The organism is Pseudomonas sp. efr-133-TYG-23, assembly GCF_030209215.1.
In the GTDB taxonomy this organism is placed as follows: domain Bacteria; phylum Pseudomonadota; class Gammaproteobacteria; order Pseudomonadales; family Pseudomonadaceae; genus Aquipseudomonas; species Aquipseudomonas rhodesiae.
Genome location: NZ_JARVSL010000024.1, coordinates 1 through 14,735 on the forward strand (window position 1 = coordinate 1; position 14,735 = coordinate 14,735).

Below are 14,735 nucleotides of genomic sequence, written 5' to 3' on the forward strand. Positions count from 1 at the left end.
GCCCGATAGCAGAGTGTCAGTCGATGTAGATGCCGACTGAAGCACTGCCATCGGGGGCAAGCCCCCTCCCACATTTGCTTTGTGTTGCCTGAGGATCGGGGCCAGCGTCTGCTGTTGATTGGGATCGAGTTCACGCCGTAATGCTGAATCGAGATGCAAGCCCATCAGGTGGCCGATGTCAGAGGCACTGAACGACGGTTGGTCGTCGATTAGCACATTCAAATCTTGCACAAACCTAATGTGGGAGGGGGCTTGCCCCCGATAGCAGAGTGTCAGTCGATGTAGATGCCGACTGAAGCACTGCCATCGGGCAAGCCCCCTCCCACATTTGCTTTGTGTTGCCTGAGGGATCGGGGCCAGCGTCTGCTGTTGATTGGGATCGAGTTCACGCCGTAATGCTGAATCGAGATGCAAGCCCATCAGGTGGCCGATGTCAGAGGCACTGAACCACGGTTGGTCGTCGATTAGCACATTCAAATCTTGCACAAACCTAATGTGGGAGGGGGCTTGCCCCCGATAGCAGAGTGTCAGTCGATGTAGATGCCGACTGAAGCACTGCTATCGGGAGCAAGCCCCCTCCCATATTGTTGATCGCCAGTGGACTGGGGATCAGGTTGTTTCTTCAGGATCAGAACGCCGGCTTGATCGCGCCTTTGTATTTTTCTTCGATGAATTGCTTCACCTCAGGGGTGTGCAGCGCGGCGATCAGTTTCTTCACGGCGTCCGCGTCCTTGTTGTCTTCGCGGGTGACCAGGATGTTCACATACGGCGAGTCGCTGCCTTCGATCAACAGGGCGTCCTTGGCAGGGTCCAGCTTGGCTTCCAGGGCGTAGTTGGTGTTGATCAGCGCCAGGTCGACCTGGGTCAGCACGCGTGGCAGGGTGGCGGCTTCCAGTTCGCGGAACTTCAGGTCTTTCGGGTTGGCGGTAATGTCTTTGATGGTCGACAGGATGTTGGTTGGGTCCTTCAGGGTGATCAGGCCGTTGTTGGCCAGAAGCAGCAGGGCGCGGCCGCCGTTGGTGGCGTCGTTCGGGATCACGACGTTGGCGCCGCTTGGCAGCTCGTCGATTTTTTTGTACTTGCTGGAGTAAGCACCCAGGGGCTCCAGGTGTACCCCGCCCACGCTTACCAAGTGAGTGCCCTTGGTCTTGTTGAATTCATCGAGGTACGGCTGGTGCTGGAAGAAGTTGGCGTCCAGGCGCTTCTCGGCCACTTGTACGTTGGGCTGCACGTAATCGGTGAACACCTTGACCTCGAGGTCCACGCCTTCTTTAGCCAGGGCTGGCTTCACGAATTCGAGGATTTCTGCGTGGGGCACCGGCGAGGCCGCGACGGTGAGGGTCTCGGCCGCGTGAGCGGAAAACGCGGCAACGGCGGCGAAAGCAACCAGTAGTTTTTTCATCCAGCAAGCTCCTTGTTCGGGCATCTGCCGGCAGTTGGCCGGCAATGGCCGTTATTTTCGAGAATAGTGTGTCACCAGCTTGTCGCCGATGGTTTGCAGAATCTGCACCAGCACAATCAACATAATGACGGTGACGACCATGACGTCGTCCTGGAAACGCTGGTATCCATAGCGGATCGCCAGGTCGCCCAACCCGCCGGCACCGACCACGCCGGCCATGGCGGTATAGCCCACCAGTGCAATGGCGGTCACGGTGATTGCGGCAATGATGCCAGGCTTCGCCTCGGGCAAAAGTGCCTTGACGATGATCTGCCGAGTGGTGGCGCCCATGGCTTGTGTCGCTTCGATGATGCCGCGATCCACTTCGCGCAGAGCCGTTTCCACCAGCCGCGCGAAGAACGTCGAGGCGCCTACCACCAACGGCGGAATCGCGCCGGCCACTCCCAGGGATGTGCCGGTGATAAAGATCGTTGTAGGAATCATCACAATCAGCAGAATGATAAACGGCAGTGAGCGTATAGCGTTGACGATAAACGCCAGAACGCCGTAGGTGGCTTTCTGCTCCAGCAACTGACGTGGGCTGAACAAGAAGAGCAGGATGCCGAGCGGCAGGCCGACCAGCACGGTGAACAGCAGTGAAGTGCTGAGCATCAGCATGGTGTCACCGGTGGCGACCCAAATGTCGGCCCAATCCACCTTATCGAAGTAATGCAGTAACACGTCCATTAACGCAGGACCTCCATATGCACGTCGGCTGCGGTGAAGCGGGCGAAAGCTGCTTCCATATCACCGCCGGTGATGGCCAGAGTCAGTTGCCCGTAGGGAATGTCTTTGATGCGATCGATACGACCGGCAAGGATGCTGTAGTCCACTCCCGTCTCGCGCGCGACGGTACCCAACAATGGCGCGTAAGTCGCTTCGCCCTGGAATGTCAGGCGCACGATACGGCCAGGCACGTGAGCGAAGTCATCGCGCTGTTCGCTTTCGTCGATTTGGTCGGCTTCCTGCACAAAACGCTTGGTGGTCGGGTGCTTAGGGTGCAGGAACACATCCGCCACCGACCCCTGCTCGACGATTACACCGGCGTCCATGACTGCGACTTGGTCGCATACGCGACGGATCACATCCATTTCATGGGTGATCAGTACGATGGTCAGTTTCAACTCGCGATTGATTTCGGCCAGCAATTGCAGGACCGACGCGGTGGTCTGCGGGTCGAGGGCGCTGGTGGCTTCGTCGCACAGCAGGATCTTCGGCTTGGTTGCCAGGGCGCGGGCGATGCCGACGCGTTGCTTTTGACCGCCGGAGAGTTGCGCGGGGTACTTCTTGGCGTGGTCGGACAGGCCCACGCGAGCGAGCAGTTCTGCCACCCGTTGGTCGATTGCCTTGCGCGACATTTCGCCGGCCAGAGTCAGTGGCAGCGCCACGTTGTCGGCGACGGTCTTGGAAGCCAGCAGGTTGAAGTGCTGGAAGATCATGCCGACCTGCTGGCGGAAACGCCGCAGGCCGTTGGCGTCCAGGGCGGTGACTTCTTCGCCATCGACCGTGATCTGACCGCCGCTGGGTTCTTCCAGGCGGTTGATCAAGCGCAACAGCGTGCTTTTACCTGCACCCGAATGGCCGATCAGGCCGAACACCTGGCCGTTCTCGACTCGCAGGCTGGTGGGATGCAGCGCGGGGATATCCCTACCGTCGACACGGTAGGTTTTATGGACGTTTTGAAACTCGATCACGTAGCGAACCTTGTGGGGCGCATGAAAAGGGATCAGCGGTTAGCCGGGCGCGCATTTTAGCCTGTCCGTATAGCGTTTCTTAGCATTTATTTCGTATCCAACCAGCGATTTGGCAATAACGCGATCAAAGGTCATAAAAAAGGAACGGCGCAAAACCCTGTCAGTCCCTACTTAAGCAACTCAATTTCCCAGGTGCCGTGCCTGGGGTTTTGCTCAAACGAGCCGGGGAACGCTCTGGCCACTTTGAATAAGGAGTTTTGACTGATGAGCACCAAGAAGCCAGCTACCCCGTCCAAGAGCGAACTCGCGGGGACCGATACCCTGGACCGCGGCAATACCAACGCCAAGCTGCAGGCCCTGGAAGCCTTTCGCTCCGATGCCACCGGCCAGGCTTTGCGTACCAACCAGGGCGTGAAGATTTCTGACAACCAAAACAGCTTGAAGGTCGGCTCCCGCGGCCCGTCGCTGCTCGAAGACTTCATCATGCGTGAAAAAATCACCCACTTTGACCATGAGCGCATCCCGGAGCGCATCGTGCATGCTCGCGGTACCGGCGCCCATGGCTATTTCCAGACCTACGAAGACCATTCGGCACTGACCAAGGCCGGGTTCCTACGGACCCCCGAGCATAAAACACCGGTATTTGCGCGGTTCTCCACCGTACAGGGCCCGCGTGGTTCCGGTGACACCGTGCGCGATGTGCGCGGCTTTGCCGTGAAGTTTTTCACCGAGGAAGGCAACTTCGACTTGGTGGGCAACAACATGCCAGTGTTTTTCATTCAGGACGCGATCAAGTTTCCTGACTTCGTGCATGCGGTAAAACCTGAGCCCCATAACGAAATTCCTACCGGCGGCTCGGCGCACGACACTTTTTGGGATTTCGTTTCCCTGGTGCCGGAATCGGCCCACATGGTGGTGTGGGCAATGTCCGACCGCGCCATTCCGAAAAGCCTGCGCGCCATGCAGGGTTTTGGCGTGCATACCTTTCGCCTGATCAACACTGAGGGCAAGTCCAGCTTCGTCAAATTCCACTGGCGTCCGAAGGTCGGCACCTGCTCCCTGGTGTGGGACGAAGCGCAGAAGCTTGCCGGTAAAGACACCGACTACCACCGCCGCGACCTGTGGGAATCCATCGAGAGCGGTGACTACCCCGAGTGGGAGCTGGGCGTACAGATCGTCGCCGAAGAGGACGAGCATAAGTTTGACTTCGACCTGCTCGACCCGACCAAGATCATCCCCGAAGAGTTGGTGCCCATCACGCCGCTGGGCAAGATGGTGCTTAACCGCAACCCAGACAACTTCTTTGCCGAAGTCGAGCAGGTGGCGTTCTGCCCGGGTCATATCGTGCCGGGTATCGATTTCACTAACGACCCGCTGCTGCAAGGCCGTCTGTTTTCCTACACGGACACGCAGATCAGCCGCCTGGGTGGTCCGAACTTCCATGAAATCCCGATCAATCGACCAGTTGCGCCGTTCCATAACGGCCAGCGCGACGCGCAGCACCGCAGCGTGATTGATAAGGGACGTGCCTCTTACGAGCCGAACTCCATCGATGGCGGCTGGCCGAAAGAAACCCCGCCGGGCCCGACCGACGGTGGCTTCGAAACCTATTACGAGCGCGTCGACGCCAACAAGGTACGTGAGCGCAGTGAATCGTTTGGCGATCACTTCTCCCAGGCCACGCTGTTTTTCAACAGCATGAGCCACCACGAGAAAGAGCACATTATTGCCGCTTACAGCTTTGAGCTGGGCAAGGTCGAGCGCGAGCATATTCGTGCGCGCCAGGTGAACGAGATCCTCGCCAATATCGATTTGGAACTGGCCAAGCGTGTGGCGCAGAACCTGGGCTTGCCGGTGCCGACCAAGGGCACCGTGCCGCCACGCGAAACCTCGGTGAAAACTTCGCCGGCGTTGAGTCAGGTGAACTTGCTGTCGGGGGATATCAAGACGCGCAAAGTGGCGATTCTGGCCGCCAACGGCGTGGATGGTGCCGCGATTGATGCGTTGAAAAAGGCTTTGGAGGCCGAAGGGGCTCACGCCAAATTGCTGGGGCCGACTTCGGCACCGGTGAAGACGGCCGATGGCAAAACCCTGGCGGTGGATGCATCGATGGAAGGCATGCCGTCCATTGCGTTCGACGCGGTGTTTATTCCTGGCGGCAAAGACTCGGTGAAAGCCCTGAGCGGCGACGGTGTGGCATTGCACTACGTACTGGAAGCCTACAAGCACCTGAAGGCGATTGCCGTAGGGGCGGATGTGAAGCCGCTGCTGGATCAGCTGAAGCTAGAGGCGGATGCGGGGCTGATCGTCGGCTCGGATGCCAAAGCGTTCAAGGCGTTCTTCGCCGCGATTGCACAGCACCGGGTCTGGGAGCGTGAGCCGAAGGCCAAGGCGATTCCGGCTTAAGGCAGGAGTTGCTAGTTAGATAGCTATCGGGGGCAGGCCCCCTCCCACATTTGAATGTATTCACAGTTCAATGTGTGGGAGGGGGCTTGCCCCCGATGCTTTTATTTCACTGCGCCTTGCGCGGAATCAGCACGATCTGCGCCGGGATCTTCTTCAGAATCTGCCGGTGAATCTTCAGGTCATATCCCGAATCAATGCGCTTCACCCGTTTGGTCAGCAGGCTGGCCAGCCACGGGTAATCTTCTGTGCGCGGCACCTGGATGCTCACGTCGCACTGGTAATTCACCACGTCGGTGGCGATGGCGTCGAGCTGATGGCGCATGTCTTCGATGTTGGTGAGGTTCAGCGCCACGGTGGTGCTCGGTGCTGCCGGGTCGATGACCTTCGCGGCGGGCTTGGCTTCGGCGGCTTTAAGGGCCTCTTCGGCTTGATCCAGCTCGGCTTTACGGGCGTGGGTGATAGCGCTGTTGACGCCGCCGGTCAGCGCCGGTGCTTTTGGCATCAATGCCCGGGCGCGGCTCAAGGCGGTGGCGGCCGCGTTGACGTCGCCTTTTTGCAGCACGATCTGGCTGCGTTGTAGATAGGCTTCGGCCAGTTGGCGCTGGTAGGTTTCCAGCGCCGGATCATTGGGCGTCTGGGCCTGCAGGGTGGCGAGTTGGTCTTCGGCGGTGGCCAACTCACTGCTGGCCAGGTTTTGCTCCAGCTGCGCGATGGCCGCAGCACGCGGGTCCGTGGCCTCCGGGGCAGCGGGCGGTGTGCTTTGACAGGCACCCAGCAGCAGGGAAAATGCGGCAAGGAGCAGATAACGTGCGGTGAACGGCTTCATTCCTGCGACTCTCTATTTGCGCAAAAAGCGAGCAAGTCTACACCCCTCGACGGGGCAGGACAAAACTCAGCAGAAACAGGGCGGCGGCGGTGACCACGATCGATGGTCCGGCCGGAGTGTCCTTGAACCACGACAACGCCAGGCCCCCACACACCGCAAGCATCCCCAGCAGGCTGGCGCCAATCGCCATTTGCTCCGGTGAACGGGCGTGACGCTGAGCGGCCGCGGCGGGGATGATCAGCAACGATGTGATCAACAATACGCCGACAATCTTCATCGCGACAGCAATCACCACCGCGATCAATAACATCAAGGCCATGCGCAGGGCGGGCACCGGCAAGCCTTCGACCCTGGCCAGTTCTTCATGCACAGTGATCGCCAGCAGCGGGCGCCACAGCGTCACCAGCAACACCAGTACCATTGCGCTGCCGCCGAGGATCCAGGCCAGGTCGGTGGGGCTGATTGCCAGCAGATCGCCGAACAGGTAAGCCATCAGGTCGATACGCACTTCATGCATAAAGCTCAGCACCACCAGGCCCAGGGATAAGGTGCTCGGTGCCAAGATCCCCAGCAAGGTGTCGGAAGCCAGCGGCTGGCGCTGTTGCAGCGTCACCAATAGCACGGCCAGCAGCAGGCAGCCGGCGGTTACGGCGATGGTTGGGCTCACATCCAACAGGAAGCCCATGGCTACGCCCAGCAGCGCGGCGTGTGACAAGGTGTCGCCGAAATAGGCCATGCGCCGCCAGACCACGAACGAGCCCAGAGGGCCCGCGACCAGTGCCAGAGCCAAGCCTGCCAGCAGGGCGTAGAGCAGAAAATCAGCCATGCTTGCAGCTATCTCCGTGAACGTGGGTATGGGGGACGCTCGGGTCGTCGACCACTGCGCCATGTAGGTCATGGGCGTGGTCATGATGGTGATGGTAAATCGCCAGGCTTTGCGCGTTTTTGCCGAACAACTCGACAAATGCCGGGTCGCCGCTGACTTGTTCCGGGTGGCCCGAGCAGCACACATGGCGGTTGAGGCATACCACTTGGTCGGTGGTGCTCATCACCAGATGCAGATCGTGGGACACCATCAGCACGCCGCAGCCGTGGCGGTCGCGCAGGCGGGTGATCAGGCTATACAGTTCGGCCTGGCCGGCGACGTCGACGCCCTGCACGGGCTCGTCCAGCACCAGCAGCTCCGGTTCGCGCAGCAGCGCGCGGGCCAGCAGCACGCGTTGCATTTCGCCGCCGGAAATACTTTGTACCGGGCTGTCGATCACCTGTTCGGCGCCGACTTCCTTAAGTGCGGCTTGGGCGCGGGCGCGGTCCACGCCGGGCACCAGACGCAGGAAGCGCAATACGGACAGCGGCAGAGTTGGGTCCACATGCAGTTTCTGCGGCATATAGCCCACGCGTAGCTTAGGCTTGCGCCACACACTGCCACTGTCGGGCTTGAGCAGGCCGAGCACGGCGCGCACCAGCGTGGTCTTGCCGGCACCGTTAGGGCCGATCAGTGTGACGATCTGCCCCGGCTCCACGCTCAGTGCGATGTTATCCAGCACGTTTTGCCCGGCGAACTTGACGCCGACCTGCTCCAGACGGATTAACGCGTTGCTCATCAAGCCCCCTGGCAACCCGAGCACAAACCGACCACTTCGACCGTTTGCCCTTCGACTCGGAAGCCAACGTCGGCGGCGCTGTGGATAATGGAATCGCTGATGCTTTTTTGTTCAAGCTCGATGGCCGCATGGCACACCCGGCAGATCAGGAACTGACCCTGGTGCGCATGCTCTGGGTGGTTGCAACCGACAAACGCGTTGAGGGAGGCGATACGGTGGACCAGGCCGTTTTCCAGCAGGAAATCCAGCGCGCGATAAACCGTAGGCGGCGCGGCGCGGCGGCCGTCCTGCTCGCTGAGCACGCCGAGAATGTCGTAGGCACCCAGCGGTTTGTGGCTTTGCCAGACCAATTCCAGCACGCGCCGCCGCAGGGCGGTCAGGCGCAGGCCTTGGCGTGCGCACAGCGCATCGGCCTCCGACAGCGCGCTGTGCACGCAGTGAGAGTGGTCGTGGGGACGGCTGGCAAGCGGTGTTATAGGCATGAGCGGCGACAGATATTTGATAGAGACGTTATTATGTTACCCGTTCCTACGCCATTGAGTGGTCATCGTGTCCCGACTTTTTCCCGTTTTTGTCGTATTTGTCACCAGTTTATTCATTGCCGGTGCCGCTCAGGCCGACGTCAAGGTGCTCACCAGCATCAAGCCGTTGCAGCTGATCGCCGCGGCGGTGCAGGACGGCGTGGCGGTTCCGGAGGTGCTGTTGCCGCCGGGCGCGTCGCCGCATAACTTCGCCTTGCGCCCATCCGACGTACGGCGTGTGCAGTCGGTCGACCTGCTGTATTGGATCGGGCCGGACATGGAGACTTTCCTGCCACGCGTGCTCAAAAATCGTACAGCCACAACTGTGGCCGTGCAGGATTTGCCTGGCATGCAATTGCGCCGTTTCGCCGAAGATAGCCATTCCCACGCCGATGAAGACGAACATGATCACGACCACCGTCCAGGCAGCGTGGATGCCCACTTGTGGCTATCGACAGTGAACGCCCGCGTGATTGCCGCGCGCATGGCCTCCGATCTCGCCAGCGCCGACCCTGCCAATGCCGCGCGTTATCAGAGCAACGCCAAGGCTTTCGCCGCACGCCTGGATGCGTTGGACGCGCGATTGAAGAAACGTCTGGCCGGCATCGGCGACAAGCCCTACTTCGTCTTTCACGAAGCCTTCGATTACTTCGAAGCTGCCTACGGCCTCAAGCATGCCGGCGTGTTCAGTGTTGCCGCTGAGGTACAGCCGGGGGCTCAGCACGTCGCGGCAATGCGTACGCGGTTGCAGGAAGTGGGCAAAACCTGTGTGTTCAGCGAACCGCCGCTGCGTCCGCGTTTAGCTGAAACCCTGGTGGCAGGGTTGCCGGTAAAACTGGCGGAATTGGATGCTTTGGGCGGTTACACCCCGGCGACCGCGCAAGGTTATGAGCAGGTGCTGGAAAAGTTGGGTAATGACCTGGCTGGGTGCCTGGAGTCGTTGTAAGTGTTAGCGCAGATCAAATGCAGGAAGGGTTTGCCCCTTCCCGCATTGTTGACCGGATCGGCGCTTAGAGCGCGAATGGCAGGTTGACCGTGACCTGCTGACGCTGCGCCAGGCGATGTTCGAACTCGGCGGGATCGTGAATGAGAACATCCTGCCCGGCAAACGACTCGGCCGCGATCAAGCGCGAGAGCCAGAAGCGTACACACGCTACCCGCAGCATGGTCGGCCACAGTTCGGCTTCCTTGGCGGTAAATGGCCGTAGGCTCGCGTAGGCGCCCAACAGTGCGCGAGCGCGGGGTGCGTCGATCACACCGTCGGCGTCCGAACACCAGTCGTTCAGGGCAATCGCCACGTCGTACAGCATCGGACCCGAGCAGGCGTTGTAGAAGTCGATCAGGCCGGTCAGATGTGTGCCTTCGAACATCGCGTTGTCGCGGAACAGGTCCGCGTGCACGTTGGCCCGAGGCAAGGCGAGGATCTGAGCCTTATGGGCGGCGATTTCATCCAGCGCGCCTTGCAACAGGCGCTGTTGGGCATCGTTAAGATGTGAAATCAGTTGGTTGCCCTCACTGAGCATCCAGTCCAACCCGCGATCGGTCTTACGTTCCAGCACCTTGTCGCCCTGAGTTGCCAGATGCAGGTGACCGAGCAATTCGCCGACCTGGGCGCAGTGCTGGGCATTGGCATCTTTGATGTGCTTGCCGGCCAGGCGCGGCTGCAACAGCGCCGGTTTGCCGGCCAGTTCGCGCAGGGCCACGCCATCGGTTGTACGCAGGGCGTATGGCACGGGCAGGTTGGCGTCGTGGAGTACGTCCAGCAGCTCGATGAAGAACGGCATTTCCTGCACCGGGCCGCGCTCAACCAGGGTCAGGACAAACTCGCCCTGCTCCAGGCTGATAAAGAAGTTGGTGTTTTCGCTACCAGCGGCAATCCCCTGGAAGTCAAGCAGGCGGCCGAGCCCATAAGGGGCAAGAAAGGTTTCCAGCTCGGGCCGAGCCAGGGGGGTAAACACAGACATGGTTAAAACTGCCAGTACGGGCGCCGCGGTGGGCGGCGCCGATTGAAGTTAAGAAGTCATTTCCATTCGAAGATCTTCCATGACGGGATCAGCATATCCGGCTGGTCGGAGCGGATGAAGTTCGCATCGGTTCCGTCTGCGCGCACGAGGAAATACGGCGGGCCCTTCTTAGGGATCACCTTGATTGCGTACAGGAAGCCATTCTGACGATATTCCTGAATAGTCTTGTCGCCTTCGGTGCGAATGGTAACTTGCGGGTCGCCCGAAGGCGCATCGTCTGCCGCCATGGCAGCCATCGGAGCGAGTGCGATCAAGCCGGTCAACAGCAGGCGATTGAATGTACGCATGATAACCTTGTCCCTTTGTTTTCATTGGTCCGGCTATTCTAGCGCCTGACCCGCCGAAAAGGTTGATCCTGCTCATGAGCCAAGCCCCCCTCGTCCTGGTGGACGGTTCGTCCTACCTGTACCGCGCCTTCCACGCGCTGCCACCGCTGACCACCTCCAAAGGCCTGCCGACCGGTGCGGTCAAAGGCGTCTTGAACATGCTCAAAAGCCTGCGCAAGCAGTACCCGGACAGCCCGTTCGCGGTGGTGTTCGACGCTAAGGGTGGGACTTTTCGCGATGACATGTACGCCGAATACAAGGCCAACCGCCCCAGCATGCCTGATGACATGCGCCTGCAGATCGAGCCGCTGCACCAGAGCGTGATCGCTCTGGGCTTCCCGTTGCTGTGCGTCGAAGGCGTCGAGGCCGACGACGTGATCGGCACCCTGGCGCGCAGCAGTGCGGCCGCTGACCGTCCGGTAGTGATCTCCACCGGTGATAAAGACATGGCGCAGTTGGTCGACGGGCACATTACCTTGGTCAACACCATGACCGGTAGCGCCTTGGACGTGGAGGGCGTAAAGGAGAAATTTGGCGTCGCTCCCGAGCAGATCATCGACTATCTGGCGTTGATGGGCGATTCGTCCGACAACATCCCCGGCGTACCGGGCATCGGCCCCAAGACTGCGTCCGGCCTGCTGGTGGGCGTCAATGGTGGCCTCAAAGAGCTTTATGAGCAGTTGGATATCGTGCCGACGCTGCCGATCCGTGGGGCCAAGAACCTGCCGGCCAAGTTGGAAGAACACAGGGAAATGGCGTTTCTTTCCTACCAATTGGCGACGATCAAGATCGATGTGCCACTGGACGTGGGCCTGGATGACCTGCATCTGATCGAACCGGACCGTGAAAAACTGCTGGAGCTGTACACCCTGCTGGAGTTCAAGAGCTGGTACGACGAAGTGCAGCGTGATACCAAACGCGTCGAACTGAAGGCGTCGACCGAAGCGGCCCCCGTCGCGGCGGTAGCGGAGGCAGTGGTTGTGGCCCCTGTTGAAGCGGTCTACACCACCATCTTGGATCAGGCCACGTTCGACGTCTGGCTGAAGAAGCTCGACGCTGCAACGTTGATCGCGTTCGACACGGAAACCACCGGGATCGACGCGCATCAGGCGCAATTGGTCGGCGTGTCCTTTGCTGTGCAGCCCCACGAAGCGGCCTACGTCCCCTTAGCCCATTCCTACATCGGCGTACCGCAGCAACTGGATCGCGACAGCGTATTGCTCGCCCTGAAACCGCTGCTGGAAGATCCGAACAAGCTCAAAGTCGGCCAGCACGCCAAGTTCGACATGAACATCCTGGCCAACTGCGCCATCGGCGGCGACCCCGCGCACGGCATCACGGTGCGCGGCATTGCATTCGACACCATGCTCGAATCCTACGTGCTCAATTCCACCGCGACCCGGCATGACATGGACAGCCTGGCGAAGAAATACCTGGACTACGACACAGTCAGCTTCCAAGACATCGCCGGCAAAGGCGCCAAGCAACTCACCTTCGACCAGATTCCACTGGAGCAGGCCGGGCCTTATGCGGCTGAAGATGCCGATGTGACGCTGCGTCTGCATCAGGCGTTGCATGCGCGACTGGCCGCCATCCCGAGCTTGGCCAGTGTGCTGACGGACATTGAAATGCCGTTGGTGCCGGTGTTGGCACGCATCGAGCGTCAGGGTGCCTTGGTGGATGCGCAGCTGCTGGGCGTCCAGAGCATCGAACTGGGCAACAAGATGGTGGAGCTGGAGCGCCAAGCATTCGAGATCGCCGGTGAGGCGTTCAACCTGGGCTCGCCCAAACAACTGGGGGCGATTCTTTACGAAAAGCTCGGGCTTCCGGTACTGAAGAAAACCGGCAAAGGCCAGGCCTCCACCGCTGAAGAAGTGCTGGCCAAGCTGGCGGAAGATGACTACCCGTTGCCCAAAGTGCTGATGCAGTACCGCAGCATGAGCAAGCTCAAAAGCACATACACCGACCGCCTGCCGGAGCAGATCAACCCGCGCACCGGGCGTATCCACACGTCTTATCACCAGGCAGTGGCGGCGACCGGTCGACTGTCGTCCAGTGACCCGAACCTGCAGAACATTCCGGTGCGTACCGCCGAGGGGCGGCGGATTCGCCAGGCGTTTGTTGCGCCCAAGGGCTACAAGCTGCTGGCGGCGGACTATTCGCAGATCGAGCTGCGCATCATGGCGCACTTGTCCAAAGACGAAGGGCTGATGAATGCCTTCCGTCATAACCTGGATGTGCACACGGCCACGGCGGCCGAAGTGTTCAAGGTCGAGCTGGGGGCGGTCACGTCCGACCAGCGTCGCAGCGCCAAGGCGATCAACTTTGGTCTGATCTATGGCATGGGCGCGCAAAAGTTGGGTAAGGACATTGGGGTCGATACCAAGACGGCCAAGGCTTATATCGACGTCTACTTCGCCCGCTACCCGGGAGTGCGCGAGTATATGGAGCGCACTCGGGCTCAAGCGGCCGATCAAGGTTATGTCGAAACCTTCTTCGGGCGCCGGCTGTACCTGCCGGATATCAACTCCAATAAACCCCAAGAGCGCGCCGCGGCGGAACGCACCGCGATCAACGCGCCGATGCAAGGCACGGCGGCGGACATCATCAAGAAAGCCATGGTGCGGGTAGATAACTGGCTCACCGACTCGGGCCTGGACGCCAAGGTGATCCTGCAAGTGCACGACGAACTCGTGCTGGAAGTGCGTGAAGACCTGGTTGCGCAAATCAGCGAGAAGATCCGCGAGCATATGAGCGCCGCAGCCCAGCTGGATGTGCCGTTGCTGGTGGAAGTGGGCGTGGGTGATAACTGGGACGAGGCACACTGATAACGGGCGCTTTGCCATCGCTAAGGGTGGTGGCATTGCGCTTTATGTCGGAAAGACCTGACAGTTATTTCCAATAGTTTTCGAACAGCTTGGAACTTAACCTGTGAACTGCCACTCAGAGTTACTGAATGGGTGGTGAAGCCCTTCAATGCTCCTATGTTGTGTTAAGTGTTGGCAGATATCTGGACCCCGCCCTAGCGGTCCGGAACTTGAACCCCGAACTTCCCCTCCCCATAAGAAGTCCGGGGTTTTTTTTGCCCGCAGAAAAGTTACCCGGCGATTTCCGCGCCTTTGTCCGCCAACTCCATCCAGCCCGCGAGAACGGTGTAAGCCTCTTCCAAGCCCATGCGCTTAGGCGCGGAGAACAATTGGATGGTGATCGTGTCGCCCCAACCCTTGCGGATTTCCGACTGCACTTTGAGCAAGGTATTTTTGGCCGCGCCGTAGGTCAGCTTGTCGGCTTTGGTCAACAGGATGTGCATCGGCATGCCGCTGGCGACTGCCCAATCGAGCATCAGCAGGTCGAAGTCGGTCATTGGATGACGGATATCCATCATCAGGATCAAACCCTTCAAACTCTCCCGGCCACCCAGATAAGCCTCCAGGTGACGCTGCCAGTGCAGCTTCAACGGGATCGGTACTTTCGCATAACCGTAGCCTGGCAGGTCGACCAGACGCCGATCATCGTCTAGCTTGAAGAAATTGAGCAGTTGCGTGCGGCCCGGAGTTTTCGAGGTGCGCGCCAGGCTGGCGTGGGTGAGCGTGTTCAGGGCGCTGGATTTACCGGCGTTGGAGCGGCCGGCGAAGGCGACTTCAAAGCCTTCGTCATCGGGGCATTGGTCAACCTTGGCGGCGCTGAGCATAAACGTGGACTGTTGGCACAGGCCGAGGATGGGATTCTTGAGTTGCATGAGATTTCCGATGTGGGCGGTGCCGAAAAAGGGTGCGGCAAGCGGTGTCGTTTCCGTTTCAGTGGCGCCAGTATATAATGCCGCAGATTTTGTGTGTGCTTTGTCCCAGCGAAGGATGAAGTTCACGGGAGCGATAGACCTTCATTGCGCATTA

Annotated in this window: 13 protein-coding genes and 1 pseudogene; 3 read left to right on the forward strand and 11 right to left on the reverse strand. The window is 59.9% G+C overall.

What is annotated here, in order from left to right:
• The 4 genes and pseudogenes from QRN41_RS17295 to QRN41_RS17310 form a co-directional block, all read right to left on the reverse strand.
• Nucleotides 1–216, reverse strand: a pseudogene (locus QRN41_RS17295) (hypothetical protein); the annotation flags it as partial.
• Nucleotides 217–628: 412 nt separating this feature from the next.
• Nucleotides 629–1,402 (reverse strand): MetQ/NlpA family ABC transporter substrate-binding protein, encoded by a 774-nt coding sequence (locus tag QRN41_RS17300; protein WP_167417384.1) that lies wholly within the window; start codon nucleotides 1,400–1,402, stop codon nucleotides 629–631.
• Between the two features lie 51 nt (nucleotides 1,403–1,453).
• Nucleotides 1,454–2,128, reverse strand: a complete 675-nt coding sequence (locus QRN41_RS17305) for a methionine ABC transporter permease (protein WP_034101701.1) — start codon at nucleotides 2,126–2,128, stop codon at nucleotides 1,454–1,456.
• Nucleotides 2,128–3,135, reverse strand: coding sequence for a methionine ABC transporter ATP-binding protein (locus tag QRN41_RS17310; RefSeq protein ID WP_034136349.1), 1,008 nt, complete (start codon nucleotides 3,133–3,135; stop codon nucleotides 2,128–2,130). Before QRN41_RS17310 ends, QRN41_RS17305 begins: the two co-directional genes overlap by 1 nt.
• Before the next feature lie 264 nt (nucleotides 3,136–3,399).
• Between QRN41_RS17310 and katE the strand changes: the two genes are divergently transcribed.
• The gene (katE, locus tag QRN41_RS17315) at nucleotides 3,400–5,541 is read left to right on the forward strand and encodes a catalase HPII (protein WP_285421917.1); all 2,142 of its coding nucleotides are present in this window, start codon (nucleotides 3,400–3,402) and stop codon (nucleotides 5,539–5,541) included.
• A 106-nt stretch (nucleotides 5,542–5,647) separates the two neighbouring features.
• Here katE and QRN41_RS17320 read toward each other — a convergent pair whose 3' ends face one another.
• Genes QRN41_RS17320 through zur form a run of 4 tightly spaced genes read right to left on the reverse strand, consistent with a single transcriptional unit; the run spans nucleotide 5,648 to nucleotide 8,453 of the window.
• Nucleotides 5,648–6,367 (reverse strand): PA5502 family lipoprotein, encoded by a 720-nt coding sequence (locus QRN41_RS17320; protein WP_034111139.1) that lies wholly within the window; start codon nucleotides 6,365–6,367, stop codon nucleotides 5,648–5,650.
• Nucleotides 6,368–6,404: 37 nt separating this feature from the next.
• On the reverse strand, nucleotides 6,405–7,193 hold the full coding sequence (gene znuB, locus QRN41_RS17325; protein WP_034101706.1) for a zinc ABC transporter permease subunit ZnuB: 789 nt from the start codon (nucleotides 7,191–7,193) through the stop codon (nucleotides 6,405–6,407).
• The gene (znuC, locus tag QRN41_RS17330) at nucleotides 7,186–7,971 is read right to left on the reverse strand and encodes a zinc ABC transporter ATP-binding protein ZnuC (RefSeq protein ID WP_034101708.1); all 786 of its coding nucleotides are present in this window, start codon (nucleotides 7,969–7,971) and stop codon (nucleotides 7,186–7,188) included. Before znuC ends, znuB begins: the two co-directional genes overlap by 8 nt.
• Nucleotides 7,971–8,453, reverse strand: coding sequence for a zinc uptake transcriptional repressor Zur (gene zur, locus QRN41_RS17335; protein ID WP_285421918.1), 483 nt, complete (start codon nucleotides 8,451–8,453; stop codon nucleotides 7,971–7,973). The genes znuC and zur overlap by 1 nt, the downstream gene beginning before the upstream one ends.
• Nucleotides 8,454–8,511: 58 nt before the next feature.
• Here zur and QRN41_RS17340 point away from each other — a divergent pair, with 58 nt between their 5' ends.
• Nucleotides 8,512–9,438: a zinc ABC transporter substrate-binding protein gene (locus QRN41_RS17340; protein ID WP_285421919.1), complete on the forward strand. Its 927-nt coding sequence runs from the start codon at nucleotides 8,512–8,514 to the stop codon at nucleotides 9,436–9,438.
• Between the two features lie 64 nt (nucleotides 9,439–9,502).
• Here the strand turns inward: QRN41_RS17340 and QRN41_RS17345 are convergent, their stop codons facing one another.
• Together QRN41_RS17345 and QRN41_RS17350 are read right to left on the reverse strand one after the other, a co-directional pair.
• Nucleotides 9,503–10,456, reverse strand: a complete 954-nt coding sequence (locus QRN41_RS17345; RefSeq protein WP_047882320.1) for a homoserine kinase — start codon at nucleotides 10,454–10,456, stop codon at nucleotides 9,503–9,505.
• A 56-nt stretch (nucleotides 10,457–10,512) separates the two neighbouring features.
• Entirely contained in the window at nucleotides 10,513–10,803 is a 291-nt protein-coding gene (locus QRN41_RS17350) for a DUF2782 domain-containing protein (protein ID WP_034101712.1), read from the reverse strand.
• Nucleotides 10,804–10,877: 74 nt separating this feature from the next.
• On the opposite strand from QRN41_RS17350, the gene polA reads away from it, so the two are divergent.
• Nucleotides 10,878–13,670 carry a DNA polymerase I gene (gene polA, locus QRN41_RS17355; RefSeq protein WP_167417387.1) on the forward strand — a complete coding sequence of 931 codons (2,793 nt, stop codon included), beginning with the start codon at nucleotides 10,878–10,880 and terminating at the stop codon, nucleotides 13,668–13,670.
• Between the two features lie 269 nt (nucleotides 13,671–13,939).
• Here the strand turns inward: polA and yihA are convergent, their stop codons facing one another.
• A complete protein-coding gene (gene yihA, locus QRN41_RS17360; RefSeq protein WP_167417388.1) occupies nucleotides 13,940–14,581 on the reverse strand; it encodes a ribosome biogenesis GTP-binding protein YihA/YsxC in 642 nt (213 codons plus the stop codon).
• Between the last annotated feature and the right edge of the window lie 154 nt (nucleotides 14,582–14,735).